This is a genomic window from Devosia sp. MC1541 (genome assembly GCF_012847305.1).
Classification (GTDB): domain Bacteria; phylum Pseudomonadota; class Alphaproteobacteria; order Rhizobiales; family Devosiaceae; genus Devosia.
The window spans coordinates 82,316-97,610 of record NZ_JABBDZ010000003.1; the positions used below are offsets into that span (position 1 = coordinate 82,316).

The 15,295-nt window shown below is 58.1% G+C and carries 12 protein-coding genes; 6 read left to right on the forward strand and 6 right to left on the reverse strand.

The features are described from left to right. Window positions 1-50: 50 nt before the first annotated feature. The 4 genes from HKD40_RS04815 (at window position 51) to HKD40_RS04830 (ending at window position 4,498) form a co-directional block, all read left to right on the forward strand. A complete protein-coding gene (locus tag HKD40_RS04815) occupies window positions 51-719 on the forward strand; it encodes an XRE family transcriptional regulator (RefSeq protein WP_248305913.1) in 669 nt (222 codons plus the stop codon). Further along, window positions 716-2,299 carry an ABC transporter substrate-binding protein gene (locus HKD40_RS04820; protein ID WP_169194602.1) on the forward strand — a complete coding sequence of 528 codons (1,584 nt, stop codon included), beginning with the start codon at window positions 716-718 and terminating at the stop codon, window positions 2,297-2,299. Before HKD40_RS04815 ends, HKD40_RS04820 begins: the two co-directional genes overlap by 4 nt. Before the next feature lie 141 nt (window positions 2,300-2,440). After that, window positions 2,441-3,541, forward strand: a complete 1,101-nt coding sequence (locus HKD40_RS04825) for a Xaa-Pro peptidase family protein (protein WP_169194603.1) — start codon at window positions 2,441-2,443, stop codon at window positions 3,539-3,541. A gap of 219 nt (window positions 3,542-3,760) precedes the next feature. Further along, window positions 3,761-4,498: a glucosamine-6-phosphate deaminase gene (locus HKD40_RS04830; protein ID WP_169194604.1), complete on the forward strand. Its 738-nt coding sequence runs from the start codon at window positions 3,761-3,763 to the stop codon at window positions 4,496-4,498. A 65-nt stretch (window positions 4,499-4,563) separates the two neighbouring features. Here HKD40_RS04830 and HKD40_RS04835 read toward each other — a convergent pair whose 3' ends face one another. Beyond that, complete coding sequence (locus tag HKD40_RS04835; protein WP_169194605.1) at window positions 4,564-5,430, reverse strand: AraC family transcriptional regulator; 867 nt, start codon at window positions 5,428-5,430, stop codon at window positions 4,564-4,566. Window positions 5,431-5,528: 98 nt separating this feature from the next. Here HKD40_RS04835 and HKD40_RS04840 point away from each other — a divergent pair, with 98 nt between their 5' ends. Continuing rightward, entirely contained in the window at window positions 5,529-6,983 is a 1,455-nt protein-coding gene (locus tag HKD40_RS04840; protein ID WP_169194606.1) for an alpha-glucosidase/alpha-galactosidase, read from the forward strand. A 62-nt stretch (window positions 6,984-7,045) separates the two neighbouring features. Here the strand turns inward: HKD40_RS04840 and HKD40_RS04845 are convergent, their stop codons facing one another. From HKD40_RS04845 to HKD40_RS04860, 4 genes are all read right to left on the reverse strand, one after another. Then, on the reverse strand, window positions 7,046-8,710 hold the full coding sequence (locus HKD40_RS04845) for an ABC transporter ATP-binding protein (RefSeq protein WP_169194607.1): 1,665 nt from the start codon (window positions 8,708-8,710) through the stop codon (window positions 7,046-7,048). Window positions 8,711-8,720: 10 nt separating this feature from the next. Then, a complete protein-coding gene (locus HKD40_RS04850) occupies window positions 8,721-9,854 on the reverse strand; it encodes an ABC transporter permease (RefSeq protein ID WP_169194809.1) in 1,134 nt (377 codons plus the stop codon). A 56-nt stretch (window positions 9,855-9,910) separates the two neighbouring features. Next, a complete protein-coding gene (locus HKD40_RS04855; RefSeq protein ID WP_169194608.1) occupies window positions 9,911-10,921 on the reverse strand; it encodes an ABC transporter permease in 1,011 nt (336 codons plus the stop codon). A 139-nt stretch (window positions 10,922-11,060) separates the two neighbouring features. Continuing rightward, window positions 11,061-13,139, reverse strand: coding sequence for an ABC transporter substrate-binding protein (locus HKD40_RS04860; protein ID WP_169194609.1), 2,079 nt, complete (start codon window positions 13,137-13,139; stop codon window positions 11,061-11,063). 159 nt (window positions 13,140-13,298) lie between these two features. On the opposite strand from HKD40_RS04860, the gene HKD40_RS04865 reads away from it, so the two are divergent. After that, window positions 13,299-14,219: a helix-turn-helix domain-containing protein gene (locus tag HKD40_RS04865; RefSeq protein ID WP_169194610.1), complete on the forward strand. Its 921-nt coding sequence runs from the start codon at window positions 13,299-13,301 to the stop codon at window positions 14,217-14,219. Here the strand turns inward: HKD40_RS04865 and HKD40_RS04870 are convergent. Next, entirely contained in the window at window positions 14,216-15,235 is a 1,020-nt protein-coding gene (locus HKD40_RS04870) for a LacI family DNA-binding transcriptional regulator (RefSeq protein ID WP_349236789.1), read from the reverse strand. The genes HKD40_RS04865 and HKD40_RS04870 overlap by 4 nt on opposite strands. Between the last annotated feature and the right edge of the window lie 60 nt (window positions 15,236-15,295).

The following is a 15,295-nucleotide window of genomic DNA, read 5'->3' on the forward strand; positions in this document are numbered from 1 at the left end:
CACCATACTAGCAATTTTGCTTATATCAAAAAAATTTTGGTGGGATGGGTATGGCAGAAGCGGTCGCGAAAGTGAACCAAGCGGATCACCCGAAGGTTGGTGCACTCATTCGCGCACGCCGTCGTCAGCAGCATTTGACCCTTGTGGAACTAGGGCAGGCCGCTGAGGTTTCGGTGGGCTATTTGAGCCAAGTCGAACGCGACCATGCGACGCCATCTTTGGGAACCTTGGCGCAGATCGCGCGCGCCCTTGAGGTGCCAATCGACTACTTCATCTCCGCTCCCACGACCGCCAACGCTTTGACGCGGGCAGGGGAACGCAATCGTTTTTCGGTCGACGGATCCTCGGTCGTCTACGAACGGATCGGCGCAGACTTTCCGGGCAATCAATTGTCTAGCTTTTTGCTGACTGTGCCGCCGGGCTATCGCTCCGAAACCGTTGCCCATGAGGGCGAAGAACTTATTTTTGTACTGGAAGGGTCAATCACTCAACGCCTCGATGGCGAAGACATGGTGATGAGCGCGGGCGATAGCCTGCATTATCGCGGCAACCTTCCGCACTCGTGGTTCAATTTGTCCGATCAGCCGGCGCGTCTGCTGTGGACGGGAACCCTTACACTCTTTCGCTCAAACGCCGGCCCGCGCGCTGGACAGAGCACAACCAAAACCGGCGCAAACAAGCCGGCTCGTAAAATAAACCCTAAGGAGAAACGCTCATGAAGCTCTTCCGCGCTGCCTTGCTGGCGACTGCGCTCACCCTGCCTGCGGCAGTTGGTGCAAACGCAGCAACCCCTGCAAACGCACTGGTCATTGCCCAGAACATCGACGATATCGTCGCGCTGGACCCGGCACAGGCCTATGAATTCTCGGCTGGCGAAATCAACGCCAACCTCTATGACCACCTGGTGCAGTACGCAGCAGAAGACACCACGGTTCTCGCACCGGGTCTGGCGTCCTCTTGGGTTGCAGACGAAGCGGCAAAGTCGCTGACCTTCACCATGCGCGAAGGCGCAACCTTCGCATCGGGCAACCCTGTCCGTGCAGAAGACGTGCACTACACCTTCAAGCGTGTTGTGACCCTCAACAAGACCCCGGCGTTCATTCTGACCCAGCTCGGCTGGACCCCAGAAAACATCGACGAAATGGTCACTGTTGACGGCAACACCGTTACCGTTCGTTGGTCGGGCGACTTCGCTTCGGCATTCGTTCTCAACGTGCTTGCAGCACGTCCGGGCTCGATTGTTGACCAGGTTCTCGTCAGCGCCAACGAAGTTGACGGCGACTGGGGCAATGCTTGGCTGAACTCCAATTCGGCTGGTTCGGGTCCATTCGTTCTGACCGACTACCGTGCGGCAGAAATGGTCCGTATGCAGGCCAATGCCAATTACTGGGGCGGCGCTCCGGCCATGGAACAGGTCATCATCCGCCACGTGGCTGAAGCCGCAACTCAGCAGCTGCTGCTGACCTCGGGCGACGTTGACATGGCCAAGAACCTGACCCCTGATCAGATCGGTGGTCTGGGCGATGCGGTTAAGGTTGAGACCTATCCGCAGTCGGCTGTTCACTTCCTTTCGTTCAACCAGAAGACCGAAGAGCTGACCAACCCAGCTATTTGGGAAGCTGCGCGTTACCTCGTCGATTATGACGGCATGACCCAGACTTTCCTCAAGGGTCAGATGGAAAAGCACCAGGCCTTCTGGCCAAAGGGCTTCCCAGGCGCTCTGGAAGACACCCCGTTCACCTACGACGTTGAAAAGGCTAAGCAGATTCTGGCTGACGCTGGTGTTGCAACGCCGCTCAACGTGACGCTCGACGTCATCAACTCGGCGCCATTCACCGACATCGCGCAGTCGCTGCAGGCTGGTTTCTCTGAAGTTGGTATCAACTTCGAAATCCTGCCAGGCACCGGCGCTCAGGTCATCACCAAGTACCGTGAACGTACCCACCAGGCGATGCTGCTGTATTGGGGCCCAGACTTCATGGATCCGCACTCGAACGCTAAGGCGTTTGCGTACAATTCCAACAATGCCGACGACGCATACGCAGCGACCACCACTTGGCGCAATGCTTGGGCCGTTCCGCAGGAAATGAACGACAAGGTCACTGCAGCTCTTGCTGAAGCTGACATGGACAAGCGTAACGAGATCTACCTCGACCTGCAGAAGCAGGTTCAGGCAGATGGCCCGATTGTCATCATGTTCCAGGCAGCCCTGAACATCGGCATGGCGAACAATGTCAACGGTTACGTCAACGGTTCGAACTCGGACTTCGTTTACTACCGTCTCGTCACCAAGAACTAAGTTCTTGTGATGTTTGTCTGATTGCTTCCGCCTCTCCCCAGCAATGGGAGGAAGGGGCGGGAGCAGCTAGGCCCAAAAGACAAAAAACCGAAGCCGGCCGCGTGCCGGCTTCGGACCTCTTAAACCTGCAGGATTTGCATCATGAACCCCATTCTCGCCGCCCGCCTCGAAAAGCTGCGCGAGCGCATGGCCGCCACTGCCACGGATCTCGTGGTAATTGGCCCATCCAGCCATATGGTCTATCTGGCCGATCTCTCGCCGCATGGCGATGAGCGCCCGGTGATGTTGATGGTGAGCCAGAGTTATGCCGGGTTCCTCATGCCTGCGCTGAACGCCGATGCGGCGCGTCAGCACACAGATTTACCGTTCTTCCCCTGGTCAGACGCTGAAGGCCCGAACGCGGCATTGGAGCAGCTGCTGGACGCCACCGGCATTGACCGCAGCGCACCATCGGTTGTGCTTGACGAAACCATGCGCGCGGACTTCGCGCTGCTGGTTCTCGACGCGCTGCCGGGTGCAAGCCGTCGCTTCACTGCGGATACTGTCGGCTATCTGCGTTCGCGCAAGGATGCAGCCGAAGAGGCCGCAATCAAGGCCTCGCATCTGCTCAATGACCGTGCCGTTGAAGCTGCCTTTGCTCAGCTCAAGGAAGGCATGACCGAGATCGAAGTCGCAGACTTCATCAAGGGCTACTATAAGGCCAGTGGTGCTGAAACCGTGTTCTGCTCGGTCTGCTTCGGCCCAAACGGCGCCTTCCCGCACCACCATACCGGCGACACCAAGCTCAAGGCTGGGGACGCGGTATTGATCGACACAGGCGGTCGTATTGGCGGCTATCCTTCCGACATGACCCGCATGGGCTTCTTTAAGTCCAAGCCTGAAGGTTATGACGAGATCCACAATCTGGTCGATACGGCTGTGCAGGCGGCGCTCGCGGCCGCCGTACCAGGCGTTCCAGCCAGCGCCGTTGATAAGGCAGCACGTGATGTTATCACTGCCGCCGGGTACGGGGATAAGTTCCTGCACCGCACTGGCCACGGCTTGGGCATCGACGTGCACGAAGCGCCTTACATCACCGGCGCGTCGGAGACTATTTTGGACAACGGCATGGTGTTCTCGATCGAGCCGGGCATCTATCTGCAGGGCCGCTTCGGCCTGCGTCTTGAGGAGATTGTCATCATCCGCGATGGCAAGGCCAAGATCTTCTCGGAAATGGCGCGCACCGCCGTTGCTGCGGGTTAAATCTGCCACACAAACCGGGTGTCTACGACTTTGGTCGGGGACACCCTTGCTTACATCAGAGCGAAGTTATTGACACCGCTGCGAGCGTGACCCATTCAATGGCGGTCTTCAGAGACATCTGATGACCCGTTTCTGCTCAAGCCACACGCCTTCTGCGACTTGGGCTCGTCCGTGTTGCAGCGCGTTCATTGCGCGCCCGAATAGAGATTTGTGTTTGCTATGACCAAGCCAGAATTCCGCGTTTTTAACTCGCGTGAAGAAGTTGCCGCTGCTGTCGCCCGCCACCTCGCAGAAACCCTGTCGGCAAAACCCGCAGCAACCTTGGGCCTAGCAACTGGCAAGACCTTTATCTCGATTTATGCCGAGGTTGTTGAGCGCTTTAAAAAGGGCGAGATGGCCTTTGCTCAGGCCGCGAGCTTCAATCTCGACGAATATGTTGGCCTGCCTGCAGGTCACCCAGCCTCGTTCCGCAGCTACATGGAAGAGCATCTCTTCCGTCACGTCGACCTGCCTGCTGCGGACGCGCATCTGCCGAGCGTTGAAGGGGAAGTCGAAGCCTCCTGCGCCGCCTACGAAGCCGCTATCACTGCCCGTGGCGGCATTGATTTGCAGCTCCTCGGGATTGGCCAGAACGGTCACATCGGTTTCAACGAACCCGGTTCCGCTTTCGATAGCCGCACCCGTCAGGTTGAGCTGACCCAATCGACCATTGAAGCCAATACTTCGGACTTCCCTGCTGGCGAACTGCCGCCGCCAAGCGCTGTGACTATGGGCGTGGGTACCATAGTCGATGCCAAGGAAATCGTGCTGGTGGCGCTGGGCGCCAATAAGACCGAGGCCCTCAAGGCCGCGTTTGCATCGGCACCGAGCACTGACTGCCCTGCCTCGGCTCTTCAGGCCCACGGCAAGGTCGTGGTCTATTGCGACGCCGCTGCCAAGGGCGACATCGAAGGCTAAGTTTGCCTGACGACTATGATTTTGAAGGGGCAGGGGGAAACCTCTGCCCTTTTCTTTGGGTGAAACTACCTCGCCTCGAAGCGGGTGGCGCGATGGGCGAGCGGAGCGGTGTTGCGAACGCGGCGGAAAACCTTGGAGAAGTAGTTTCCGTCGGCAAAACCAGTCATGGCAGCGATGTCGACGACGCTCATTTCGGTAGCGAGCAGCAGGCGTTCGGCGCGGGCGATGCGGCGTTTCAAAACGTAGTGAGAAGGCGGACTGCCGACTGTCTCGGTAAAGCGGCGTACGAAATGGGCACGGCTCATGCTGGCAATGGCGGCGAGGCGCTCGACGTGAAGCGGCGCTGAGATATTGTGCTCGATGTAGCTAAGCACCCGCTCGATGGCAGCGGGATGAGCAGCGGCGGCGGCGGGTAGGGCGCTAAACGCGGCGTCGTAGAGCGTGGTCAGGGCGGCGTAGCCGAGGCTAGAGGCTTTACCCGCGCTCATGGTGCTGTCGGTGAGACAGGTAAGTGTAGCGGCGGCAAGCGTATCGACCTCAGCTTCACTCAGACTGAGCACGGGGCCGGCCGTAGCCAAAATATCGAGGCTGAGGCGCATGGCCTCGCGCCCACTGATCAGCATCCAAAAATACTCCCAATGCCCGCCTCGCTCCAAAAAATAGCGATGCTCATGGGGCATGGTCACCAGCATGGTTTTGCCCGGCGTCAGCTTGTGGCGCACGCCAGCATAATCGAGCTGACCTTCGCCTTGTGTGGTGTGTTGCAACACAAGGAATGGCGCGCTGCCACGCTTCATTCCATCCCACGAATAGTGCTCATTTCGGCGCTGCTCAAAGCCTGCGCTGACGGTCATGCAATGCAGATGCGCTGCCCCTCGCGGAGGCTGGATATGCTTGAGATCGAACCCATGAGCAACGAGACGGGAGAGCACAAAATTACCCCTATTCGCACAAGCTTTCTCTACACCAGATAGTGGGAACTCGCTAGCTCTAGTGGCAAGGCGCAGGTTTTGGCGCTTGGGAGGAAGTTATGTCGTTTAAGGTCACCGTCATTGGAGCGGGCTCGGTCGGGTTTACCAAAACCCTGATCTCCGACCTGCTGAAAGTTCCAGAGTTTGTCGATTGCGAGTTCGCTCTGACCGATGTTAATCCGCACAATCTCGATATGGTCCGGCAGATTATCGAGACGATTGTCTCGGTCAATAAGCTCCCGGCCAAGGTGACGGCGACGACCAACCGCCGTGAGGCAATTGCCGGTGCGCGCTATGTGATGAGCTGCGTCCGTGTCGGTGGGCTTGAGGCTTTTACGCACGATATCAACGTGCCGCTCAAGTATGGCGTCGACCAATGCGTGGGCGACACCATCTGCGCCGGTGGTATTCTCTACGGCCAGCGCAATATTCCGGTCATTCTCGATTTCTGTAAGGATATCCGCGAAGTAGCGGAGCCGGGCGCGCTGTTCCTGAACTATGCCAACCCTATGGTGATGAACACTTGGGCGGCAGACCTCTATGGCGGCGTCAATGTCGTGGGGCTGTGTCACGGCGTGCAGCATGGGGCGCATCAGATCGCCAATGTTCTGGGCGTGACGGACGACGAACTGGACTATGTCTGCGCCGGGATCAATCACCAGACTTGGTACATCGATGTTCGCGCCAAAGGGCGGAAAATCGAGGCGGATGAGCTGATTGCTGGCTTTGAAAAACACCCTGTGTATTCAAAGCAGGAAAAGGTCCGCATCGACGTCCTCAAGCGGTTTGGTGTCTACTCAACAGAGAGCAATGGCCACCTTTCGGAATACCTGCCCTGGTATCGCAAGCGCCCGGAAGAGATCAGCCGCTGGATCGATATGAGCGATTGGATCCACGGGGAAACCGGGGGCTATCTGCGCTATTCAACTGAGCGCCGGAATTGGTTTGAAACCGATTTTCCGATGTTCAAGGAGCAGGCCAACAAACCGCTCTCGGAGCACAAACGCACCTCCGAACACGCCAGTTATATCATTGAAGCAATGGAAACTGGCCGCACCTATCGCGGGCATTTTAACCGCCGCAACAATGGGATTATTACCAATCTCCCCGCTGACGCGATTATTGAAAGCCCGGGTTTCGTAGACCGCTTCGGCATCAATATGGTGGAGGGGATAACTTTGCCAACTGCTTGTGCGGCCACATGTTCTGTCTCCGTGTCGGTGCAGCGCATGTCGGTAGAAGCAGCGATGACGGGCGATCTCAACCTTCTGAAATTGGCAGTGTTGCACGACCCACTCGTTGGCGCGATTTGTACGCCGGACGAGGTCTGGGCCATGGTCGACGAAATGGTCGTCGCTCAGGCTCAGTGGTTGCCGCAATACGCCGATGCTATCCCAGCGGCGGCTGAACGCGTGGCGAAATCCACGGTCAAGACACGTGACTGGGAAGGGGCGGCGCGCAAGCGTGTCCGCTCCGTGGACGAACTGCGCGAAATGCGTGGTGCGCACCACTAAGACGACGACTTCCTCTGTTCCTCAAGACGCCCCGTCCTCCCGGCGGGGCGTCGCCTTTTTGACTAAGCCGCGATTTCAAACGCCGCACGCACAAGGCGCTTGGTGTAATCGGTCTGCGGGTTCAACAGCACTTCATTGACCGGGCCTTGCTCCACGATTTTTCCGTTTTGCATCACCATAACCCGGTGGCAGAGAGCGCGGACAACTTTTAGGTCGTGGGAGATGAAAAGGTAGGAAAGGCCGCGTTCGTTCTGCAATTTGCGAAGCAGTTCAATGATTTGCGCCTGCACCGAAAGATCGAGTGCGGAAGTGGGCTCGTCGAGGAGAATGAACTCCGGCTCGAGCGCGATGGCCCGAGCAATGGCAATACGTTGGCGCTGACCTCCAGAGAACTCATGCGGGAAACGCTGGAGGATGGTGTCGGGCATGCCAGCGTCGCGTAGGGCCTGCCGCACGCGGTCGAGCCGCTCCGTGCGATTGGCGCCTATGCCATTGACGATCAGGCCTTCTTCGATGATCTGGCCGATCGACATGCGCGGGTTGAGCGATGAGAACGGGTCTTGGAAGACGATCTGCATACGCGAGCGCAGCGGTCGCATGCCGTTTCGGTCTAGCCCGTCGATCCGCTGGCCGTCGAAGGTAATCTGGCCGCCTTGATTGCCGATGAGTCGCACAAGAGCCTGACCAAATGTGGTCTTTCCCGAACCGCTTTCGCCAACGATACCAAGGGTTTCATGGCGCATAAGTTTGATGTCGAGATTGTCCACGGCCTTGAGCTCGTAGAACTCGGCATTGAAGAGCCCGCCGCGCTTAAGCGTGAAGCTGACCTTCACATTTTGACCTTCGAGCACGGTGTCATGCGCGCCGTCTGGGAGCGGCTCAGCGGTGCCCTTGGGTTCGGAGGCCAGCAAGTGCTGGGTGTATGGGTGTTGCGGGTTTTGGAACAGCGCTTCAGTGGCGTTGTGCTCCTGCACACGACCGTTCTGCATCACATAGACATAGTCTGAGAATTGCCGGACGATGGTCAGGTCATGGGTGATGAGGATCACTGCCATGCCGTACTTGTCCTTGAGGTCCTTGAGAAGATTGAGGATTTGGGCCTGAACGGTGACGTCGAGCGCGGTGGTTGGCTCGTCGGCGATAAGAATGTCCGGGCGATTGGCGAGAGCCATGGCGATCATGACGCGCTGGCGCTGACCGCCCGACAGCTGGTGCGGATATTGTTGGAGGCGAGCCTTGGGATCAGGAATTTGGACCTCGGCCAGCAAGGCCTCAGCCCGGGTCATTGCCTCTTTGCGGGAGACGCGATTGTGCAAATGGATCACTTCGCACAGCTGCTGCCCGATGGTGTAAACGGGGTTCAGGGAGCTCATAGGCTCTTGAAAGATCATGGCAATATCATTGCCGCGAAGTTTTCGCATCGCCTTATCGCTCATGGCGACAATGTCTTTCCCCGCCAATGAGATGCGCGTTTGGGGGAGAATGCTGGCGCGCTTGGTGAGGAGCCGCATGATGGTGCGGGCGGTTACGGATTTGCCCGATCCGCTCTCGCCCACAATGGCGATGGTTTCACCCTTGTGGAGCTGGAAGGACACGTCGCGGACAGCGTTGACGATGCCATTTTCGACTTTGAAATCAACGCCAACGTTGCGAGCGTCGAGGATGAGCTCACGTCCATGTTGGCCGAGGTCGAGGCGTTCGGCGGGAGCGAGATTTTCTTGTGTCATGGCGCGCTCCTCAATAGGGGTCTATGGCGTCGCGCAGGCCGTCACCCAACGCGTTGAAGGCAAAAACGGTAACAAGAACAAAGCCTACCGGCGCAAGGATCCACGGGTAGGAGCCGATGACTGAGAAGGCACCAGTGTCTTGCAGCATCAGCCCCCATGAGATGAGGGGCGGCTTCACGGCAAAGCCGAGGAAACCCAAGAAGCTCTCCAAAAGCACCACGGTCGGAATAGCCAGCGTCACCGAAACAATGATGTGGCTCAAGACGTTAGGGAGGATATGGCGCAGAATGATGCGCCGATCCGTAGCCCCAATTGCGATTGCCGCGCGGACGTATTCGATGCGGGCCAGCGACAGGGTTTTGGAGCGGACTTCACGCGCCAACTGAGCCCATCCTAACACCGACATTACAAAAATAACGAATGATAAGAATAGGTTAGATGGCGCTGTGACCGGTATTAGCGAGGTCAGCGCCAGATAAAGTGGCAGCTGGGGGAAGGCAAGAACGAACTCAACAAAACGCTGCAACCACGCATCCAGCCGTCCACCGATATAGCCGGAGGTAATGCCCACCAGCGTGCCCACTGTTGTCGTGAGTGCGACCACTGCAAGGGCGATCATAAGCGATATTCGGGAGCCGAGGATACCGCGGGACAAAATATCTCGGCCCATGCGGTCTGTGCCCAAAAGGTGGAGCGGGCGACCGTCGGTTGAGCCAAAGAAATGGATGTTGGCAGGGATGAACCAGAGCATTTGGTATTCATACCCCCGGACGAAAAAGCCGGTGGGCGTTGGGTCGTCCTTCACCGCGCCGGTGAGTGGCTGATAGGTGACTGGATCAAATTCGCCAGTGTCGCCAATGGGATAGACCCAAGGGATTAGACTGAAATTGCCGTTTGGATCTTCAAAGGCGATGAGGTCTGGCGGCGCAAAGGGGAGGTTGGCAGCCTTGGGGTCCATGGGTGCGAAGAAGTCGGCAAAGACCGACATGATCAGCAGCATGCAGACCAAAATCAGCCCGATCATCCCCATGGTGGAGCGACGAAAACGCCGCCAAACTAGGCTTGCATAGGTCTCGTTGCCCGAGCCGTGACGGCTCGCGACGATGGGCGTTTCATTGGCATTTTCGGGGCCAGATTGGTGCATCTGGCTGGCATTTTTGGGCGCGTCGTGGGGCGTGCCGTTGGCATTGGTGGTGTCGGTCATTCTGCACGCCCTCCCAGACGAACACGCGGGTCGAGCGCAACCAGAAGAAGGTCTGAAATGATGTTGCCGATGATCAGGGTCGTGGCGAGGACGAGCATGAAGCTAGCGGTGACGAAAACGTCGCCAACGCCCATGGAGCCGACAATGGCCGGGCCGACCGTTGCGAGGCCAAAGACGATGGCGACCTCGATTTCACCGGTGAGCATGTAGGGCAGGGCGACGCCCTGATACGCGATGAGCGGGTGGAGCGCGTTAGGGACCGCGTGCTTCATGATCACTGCGCCCTCGGAGAGACCCTTGGCGCGAGCCGTCTCGACATATTGGGCGTTGAGAACGTCCAGCAAATTACCGCGCATGACACGCATGTTGTAGGCGAGGCCGCCGAAGGTGGCGACGAAGATCACCGGCCAGACATGCTGCACCAGGTTGACGAACTTGTCCCAGCTCCATGGCGCGCCGCCATAACGGGCAGAGAAGAACATGCCGACTTCTGAGACGTTGAGCTTAAAGACCAGCACATAAAGAATGATGATGGCCATGAGGAAGCGCGGCACGGTCATGCCGAGGAAGGAGATGATGCCGAGGAAGGTGTCGGTCCACGAATACTGGCGGGTCGCGGCGATGATGCCGAGGCCGATGCCGAGGAGCGAAGCGAGGATATGGCAGACCAGCGCTATGGCAATGGTCGGGGGGAGGCGCTCGGCGATCACATTGCCGACGGGCTTATTGTAGTAGAGCGAGTGGCCGAAATCGAACCGGGTGATAATGCCGGTGATCCAGCGGAAATACTGAACGATGATCGGATCGTTGAGGCCGTTGGCCTCTCGATAAATCTCTGCCTGCGCCTCGGCGAGGTCGGGCCGAACCCCGCCCTGATTGATGAGCATGGACTTGATGTAGTCGGCATAGTCGCCGGGTGGAGCTTGGATGATGGCGAATGTGACGATGCTCAAGAGGAGGAGGAGCGGGATGGCTCCCAAGATGCGCATCATAAGGAAACGGAGCATGCATGGCCTCGCTGGGCTGAGGGGCTAGGCCCCTGTCCTGACCCTTGGGTCAGACACCGGTCTCGTGGGGTAGAGCGGCGCGCGTTTAATGGGATAAAGGCGGTGAAGGGTGGCGGTGGGCCACCCTTCGATGTTGCAATCAGACGGGACCGGCAGAGCCTGGTTCGCCCGGTAGCGTTTCTGGATGCAGCTCGTGGTCAGCCTGCTTGTCCGCTGGGACATAGAGGCGTTCACGGATGACGCTATCTTCAGCCCAGTTGAACATGAAGATTGGCGCACCAGCGGGGATATTGGCGAAGCGCTTGTTGATGATCAGCGCACCCGGATATTGGGTGAGGCCGATAGAGTAGACGTTCTCTGTGTAGAGCCTCTGATACTGCTTCATCAGCTCGGCGCGTTCAGCATTGTCATTGGTGGCAATGAACTTGTTGACCACTGAGACGAGCTCTTCTTCGAATGGCAGCAGATCGAGCGTGCCATCGGTTCCGCCACGGTGGAATGGATGTACGCGTGGGCCTGTAGGAGCAAGTTCGGCCGTATTCTGGACGATCGAGACCATCGAAGCGCCCTGACGATTGACCGCCCAATCAAATTGACCTGCGGCGGCGGCATCGTCACGGGCATTGCCCTGCTGGAAATTGGCGATGACGCGCAGACCGAGCGGTTCCATCATCGCGATGACGCCTTCGGCAAGATTGGTGTCGGTGCCATAGTCGGAGTTGGCGAGGAGGGTGATTTCCACGTCTGCGCCGTTTGCAGTGTCGGCTGGGAAGTTACGGACGCCGTTGCCGTCGGTGTCGACGAGGCCGAGACCATCGAGCAGCGACTTAGCAACCTCGAGGTCATGCGGATAGTAGACGGTGGAGGCTGCGTCGTAGAAGGACGTGCCGGCATAAAGCCCACCGGGATAGATGGCGGTGAACGGACCGCGGACGAGCGATTCACCAAGACGTTGACGGTCGAGGCCGATCGAAATTGCCTTGCGGAAGTTGAGGTCGCGGTTGAGTTCGCGGACGGCCTGTGCGCGGGTATCAGGCTCACCCCATCCATTGCCGGAGAGGTTTGGCTGGAGCGCATAGCCGATTGTGCGCGCGCCGAACTGGAGACGCGCTGGTGCGGTGTCTTCAGCCGAACGACGCAGCGATTCAACGTAGTTTTCGGCCTGTTCAAGGTTGGAGAAGTCGCCCGAGCCAGCAACAGCCTGCACGTCACGATCCGACCAAGTCGAGAGGCGGTAGTGCATTTCGTTGAGGTAAGGGAGCTGGTTCCCTTGATCGTCGACCTTCCAATAATAGGGGTTACGACGCATGACGACGATATCGTCTGGGCGATATTCAACCACAGCCCATGCGCCCATCGAAGGCATGTTCATGAACTCTGGCGGGAAGGCGTTTTTATACTGCTCGTAGGTGTTCGAGGAGTATTTTGGATGCTGCGGCTTCTGGATATGCGCAGGGCCGGGGCAGAAGGTGCCATAGGCCATGGCCCAGAGGTACTGCTTGGGGAAGGCTTCCTTGAAGGTCCATTTGACGGTGTAAGCGTCAATGGCTTCTAGCGTCGTGCCGACACCAAAGGTTTCGGGCGTTGCACCATTGAGCGGGGAGACGTTTGCATCGAGAACGTGATCTTCCCAATAGAACATCAGGTCTTCGCTATCGAAGGGGTCGCCATCAGACCATTTCGCGCCTTCGATGAGGTGCATGGTGAGGGTGTGACCGTCCTCTGACCATTCCCAGCTCTTTGCCAGGTTCGGCATGGGTTCAAGCTCTTCGGCCTTAACCGTGAAGAGTGGGCCTGTGCGGGTCAGACATTCGGAAAGACCGATGTCGATGCCGCCCCAGCCCTGAGCTTGGCCACCGATGTAGTTCCAGCCTTCTGGGCGGCCGCCGATGACGTGGCGCATGACGTCGCCGTAAACGCCAACGCCATCCGGCATGTTGGCCGTTTTGTAAACCAGCGGTTCCTTGGGGAGACGCTCGGCGACAGGCGGCAGCGTGCCAGCTTCGACGAATTTCTTGGTGACCCAATCGGGCTCGTTATATTTATCGAGCGCACGGAACTCCTGAATGTCAGACAGGCTGACAAAGTTGGGTTCACTTTGCGCTGCAAAGTCTGGTGGTGCTGGCAGAGCGCCAGAATGTTCTTGAGCAGTTAATGCAGTTAGCGATACGGACAGCAGTAGTCCTGCCCCGCTAAGGGCATAGATATGCTTTCTCATGATTTCCTCCCGCGATGCGAAGACAGCGTGACGCTCTCGGGTCGGTTCTCCTCTTCGACCCTGAACTTCGCTCGGACAGAAAGCCTAACTCTTGCGTATGTTGACGCAATCCGGAATAGTAATGGATAGTTTCGGGTTTCTAAGAAGTCTGAATAATCTATGACGCCACAACAGATTACGCCATCACCGGGTCGAGCAGCAGGTCTTGCGCCGCGCCCAACGCCACGATCCGATCGCAGCTTTTATGCTTCGGGCAAAGCTTTCGGGCGCTTTGGTATTCGCTCTTTCAAGCCGCAGATTATGGCCGAACCCCACACTCATGGCCATATCGAGTTTAATTGGCTAACGGGCGGTTCAATGGACTATGTTTTCGACGGAGGGCCGCTGACCGTCGGGCAAAATAGGCTGGTAGCGTTCTGGGGGGGGATACCGCATCAGACGGTCGGGTTGACCGGAACGGACCTAGAAAAGCAACTCAATATCTACCTGCCGATGGATGCGTTTTTGGAGATGCCGCAATTGGGGCGGCTGACCGAAACGCTCATGGGCGGTGGAGTGATCCAGCTTTCGCCCGACTGTATCGGGCTTGAAACACTGGAGCGCTGGCATGGCGATTATCGCTCGGGCAACGCCTTGCGCTCCGATCTTGTGCGCTCTGAGATCGGTACCATGTTTCGTCGTGCCGCAATTGTGGGCTGGGACACGCTGCTGCCCGCTTGGGTGGAAAAGAGCTCGGCCCGCAGCCGGACGGCGAGCCCGGTGCGCTATGTGGTGCGCATGGTGCGGCACATTGTTGAGAATATTACCGATCCGCTCAGCGTCGACGACATTGCCAAGACCGTGGGCCTGCATCCGAACTACGCCACCAACCTCTTCACCAAGGTGATGCATATTTCGATCCAGAAATTCGTTATTCGAATGCGGCTGATCCGGGCGCGCAGCTTGTTGTTCGATACCGACATGGCGGTTGCCAATATTGCATTTCAGGCCGGGTTTTCGAGCCAGACGCAGTTTTATGAGCATTTCCGCAAGGCGTATGGGATGACCCCGAGCCACATGCGCGAGAACCGAATTTTTTAGTGTTTCGGCCGGGTGACGGAGTTGCGGACGATGAGCTCGGCGCGCAGGAGGATTTCCTTTTGCTTAGGCCGCGCCTCGCTCAGTGTTTCCAGAAGTAGACCCATGGCGGCTTCGCCAATGGTGGAGCGCGGCTGCTTCATCGTCGTGAGCGAGGGGGCCATGAAGCTGGCAAAGGAAATATCGTCGAACCCCATGACCGAATAATCCTGCGGCAGGCTATAGCGGCGGGTATTGAGGCAGATGGTGACACCCAAGGCAGTCGCGTCGTTGACGCAGAAAAAGGCGGTGGGGAGGATGTCGCGCACGAACATGAGTTCGGCCGCAGCGCGACCGCTCTCGGTGGTGCCGTCGCCATCCATGATGAGTTTGGGCTCGATCGGAAGGCGCGCAGCAGTGAGCGCGGCGCGATAGCCTTCTTCGCGAAGGCGACTGGTTTCACGGCCCGATTTCCCGACGAAAGCGATGCGCTTGTGGCCCTGGGCGATGAGGTATTCAACTGCGACACGCGCGCCCTGAAAATTATCGACCCCGACGAAGGGAACATGTGCGCCAACCACCGGCTCGCTGACGGCGACCATGGGCGGGAGGCGCGAGACTTCTTCGGTCTGGGCGTAGCCATAGGGCAGGTGCCCGGTGAAGAGGATCAGCCCGTCCGCCTGGTTTGAACTGATGAAGCGCAGATAGTTGGCTTCACGCGCCGGGTCGTTCTGGGTATTGCCGATGAGCAGGCCATAGCCGCGCTTGCTGGCCTCGGTTTCCAGACCAACAAGAATGTTGGAGAAATTCGGGTCGCCAACGTCGGGGGCGAGAATGAGGATCATATTGGAGCGGCGCATGCGAAGGGAGCGGGCCATCGCATTGGTCGTGTAGCCTGTCTTGGCGACAGCTTCAGTGACCTTCAGGCGAGTCTTTTCTGCGACCTTGGTGGGTTCATTGAGAGCGCGGCTGACAGTGGCAATAGACACGCCTGCCATGGCGGCGACGTCTTCAATAGTTGCCAGCTTGGTCTGCTGCACGTTCTCTAAACCCTTGCACAACGGACTGGATTCAAATCCAGCACAAAGCTCAACAGCGGT

What these genes read in the sequence shown, in the direction of transcription:
- HKD40_RS04815 (WP_248305913.1), top strand. Translation starts at nt 51, where the DNA reads ATGGCAGAAGCGGTCGCGAAAGTGAACCAAGCGGATCACCCGAAGGTT.
- HKD40_RS04820 (WP_169194602.1), top strand. Translation starts at nt 716, where the DNA reads ATGAAGCTCTTCCGCGCTGCCTTGCTGGCGACTGCGCTCACCCTGCCT.
- HKD40_RS04825 (WP_169194603.1), top strand. Translation starts at nt 2,441, where the DNA reads ATGAACCCCATTCTCGCCGCCCGCCTCGAAAAGCTGCGCGAGCGCATG.
- HKD40_RS04830 (WP_169194604.1), top strand. Translation starts at nt 3,761, where the DNA reads ATGACCAAGCCAGAATTCCGCGTTTTTAACTCGCGTGAAGAAGTTGCC.
- HKD40_RS04840 (WP_169194606.1), top strand. Translation starts at nt 5,529, where the DNA reads ATGTCGTTTAAGGTCACCGTCATTGGAGCGGGCTCGGTCGGGTTTACC.
- HKD40_RS04845 (WP_169194607.1), bottom strand. Translation starts at nt 8,710, where the DNA reads ATGACACAAGAAAATCTCGCTCCCGCCGAACGCCTCGACCTCGGCCAA.
- HKD40_RS04850 (WP_169194809.1), bottom strand. Translation starts at nt 9,854, where the DNA reads ATGCACCAATCTGGCCCCGAAAATGCCAATGAAACGCCCATCGTCGCG.
- HKD40_RS04855 (WP_169194608.1), bottom strand. Translation starts at nt 10,921, where the DNA reads ATGCTCCGTTTCCTTATGATGCGCATCTTGGGAGCCATCCCGCTCCTC.
- HKD40_RS04860 (WP_169194609.1), bottom strand. Translation starts at nt 13,139, where the DNA reads ATGAGAAAGCATATCTATGCCCTTAGCGGGGCAGGACTACTGCTGTCC.
- HKD40_RS04865 (WP_169194610.1), top strand. Translation starts at nt 13,299, where the DNA reads ATGACGCCACAACAGATTACGCCATCACCGGGTCGAGCAGCAGGTCTT.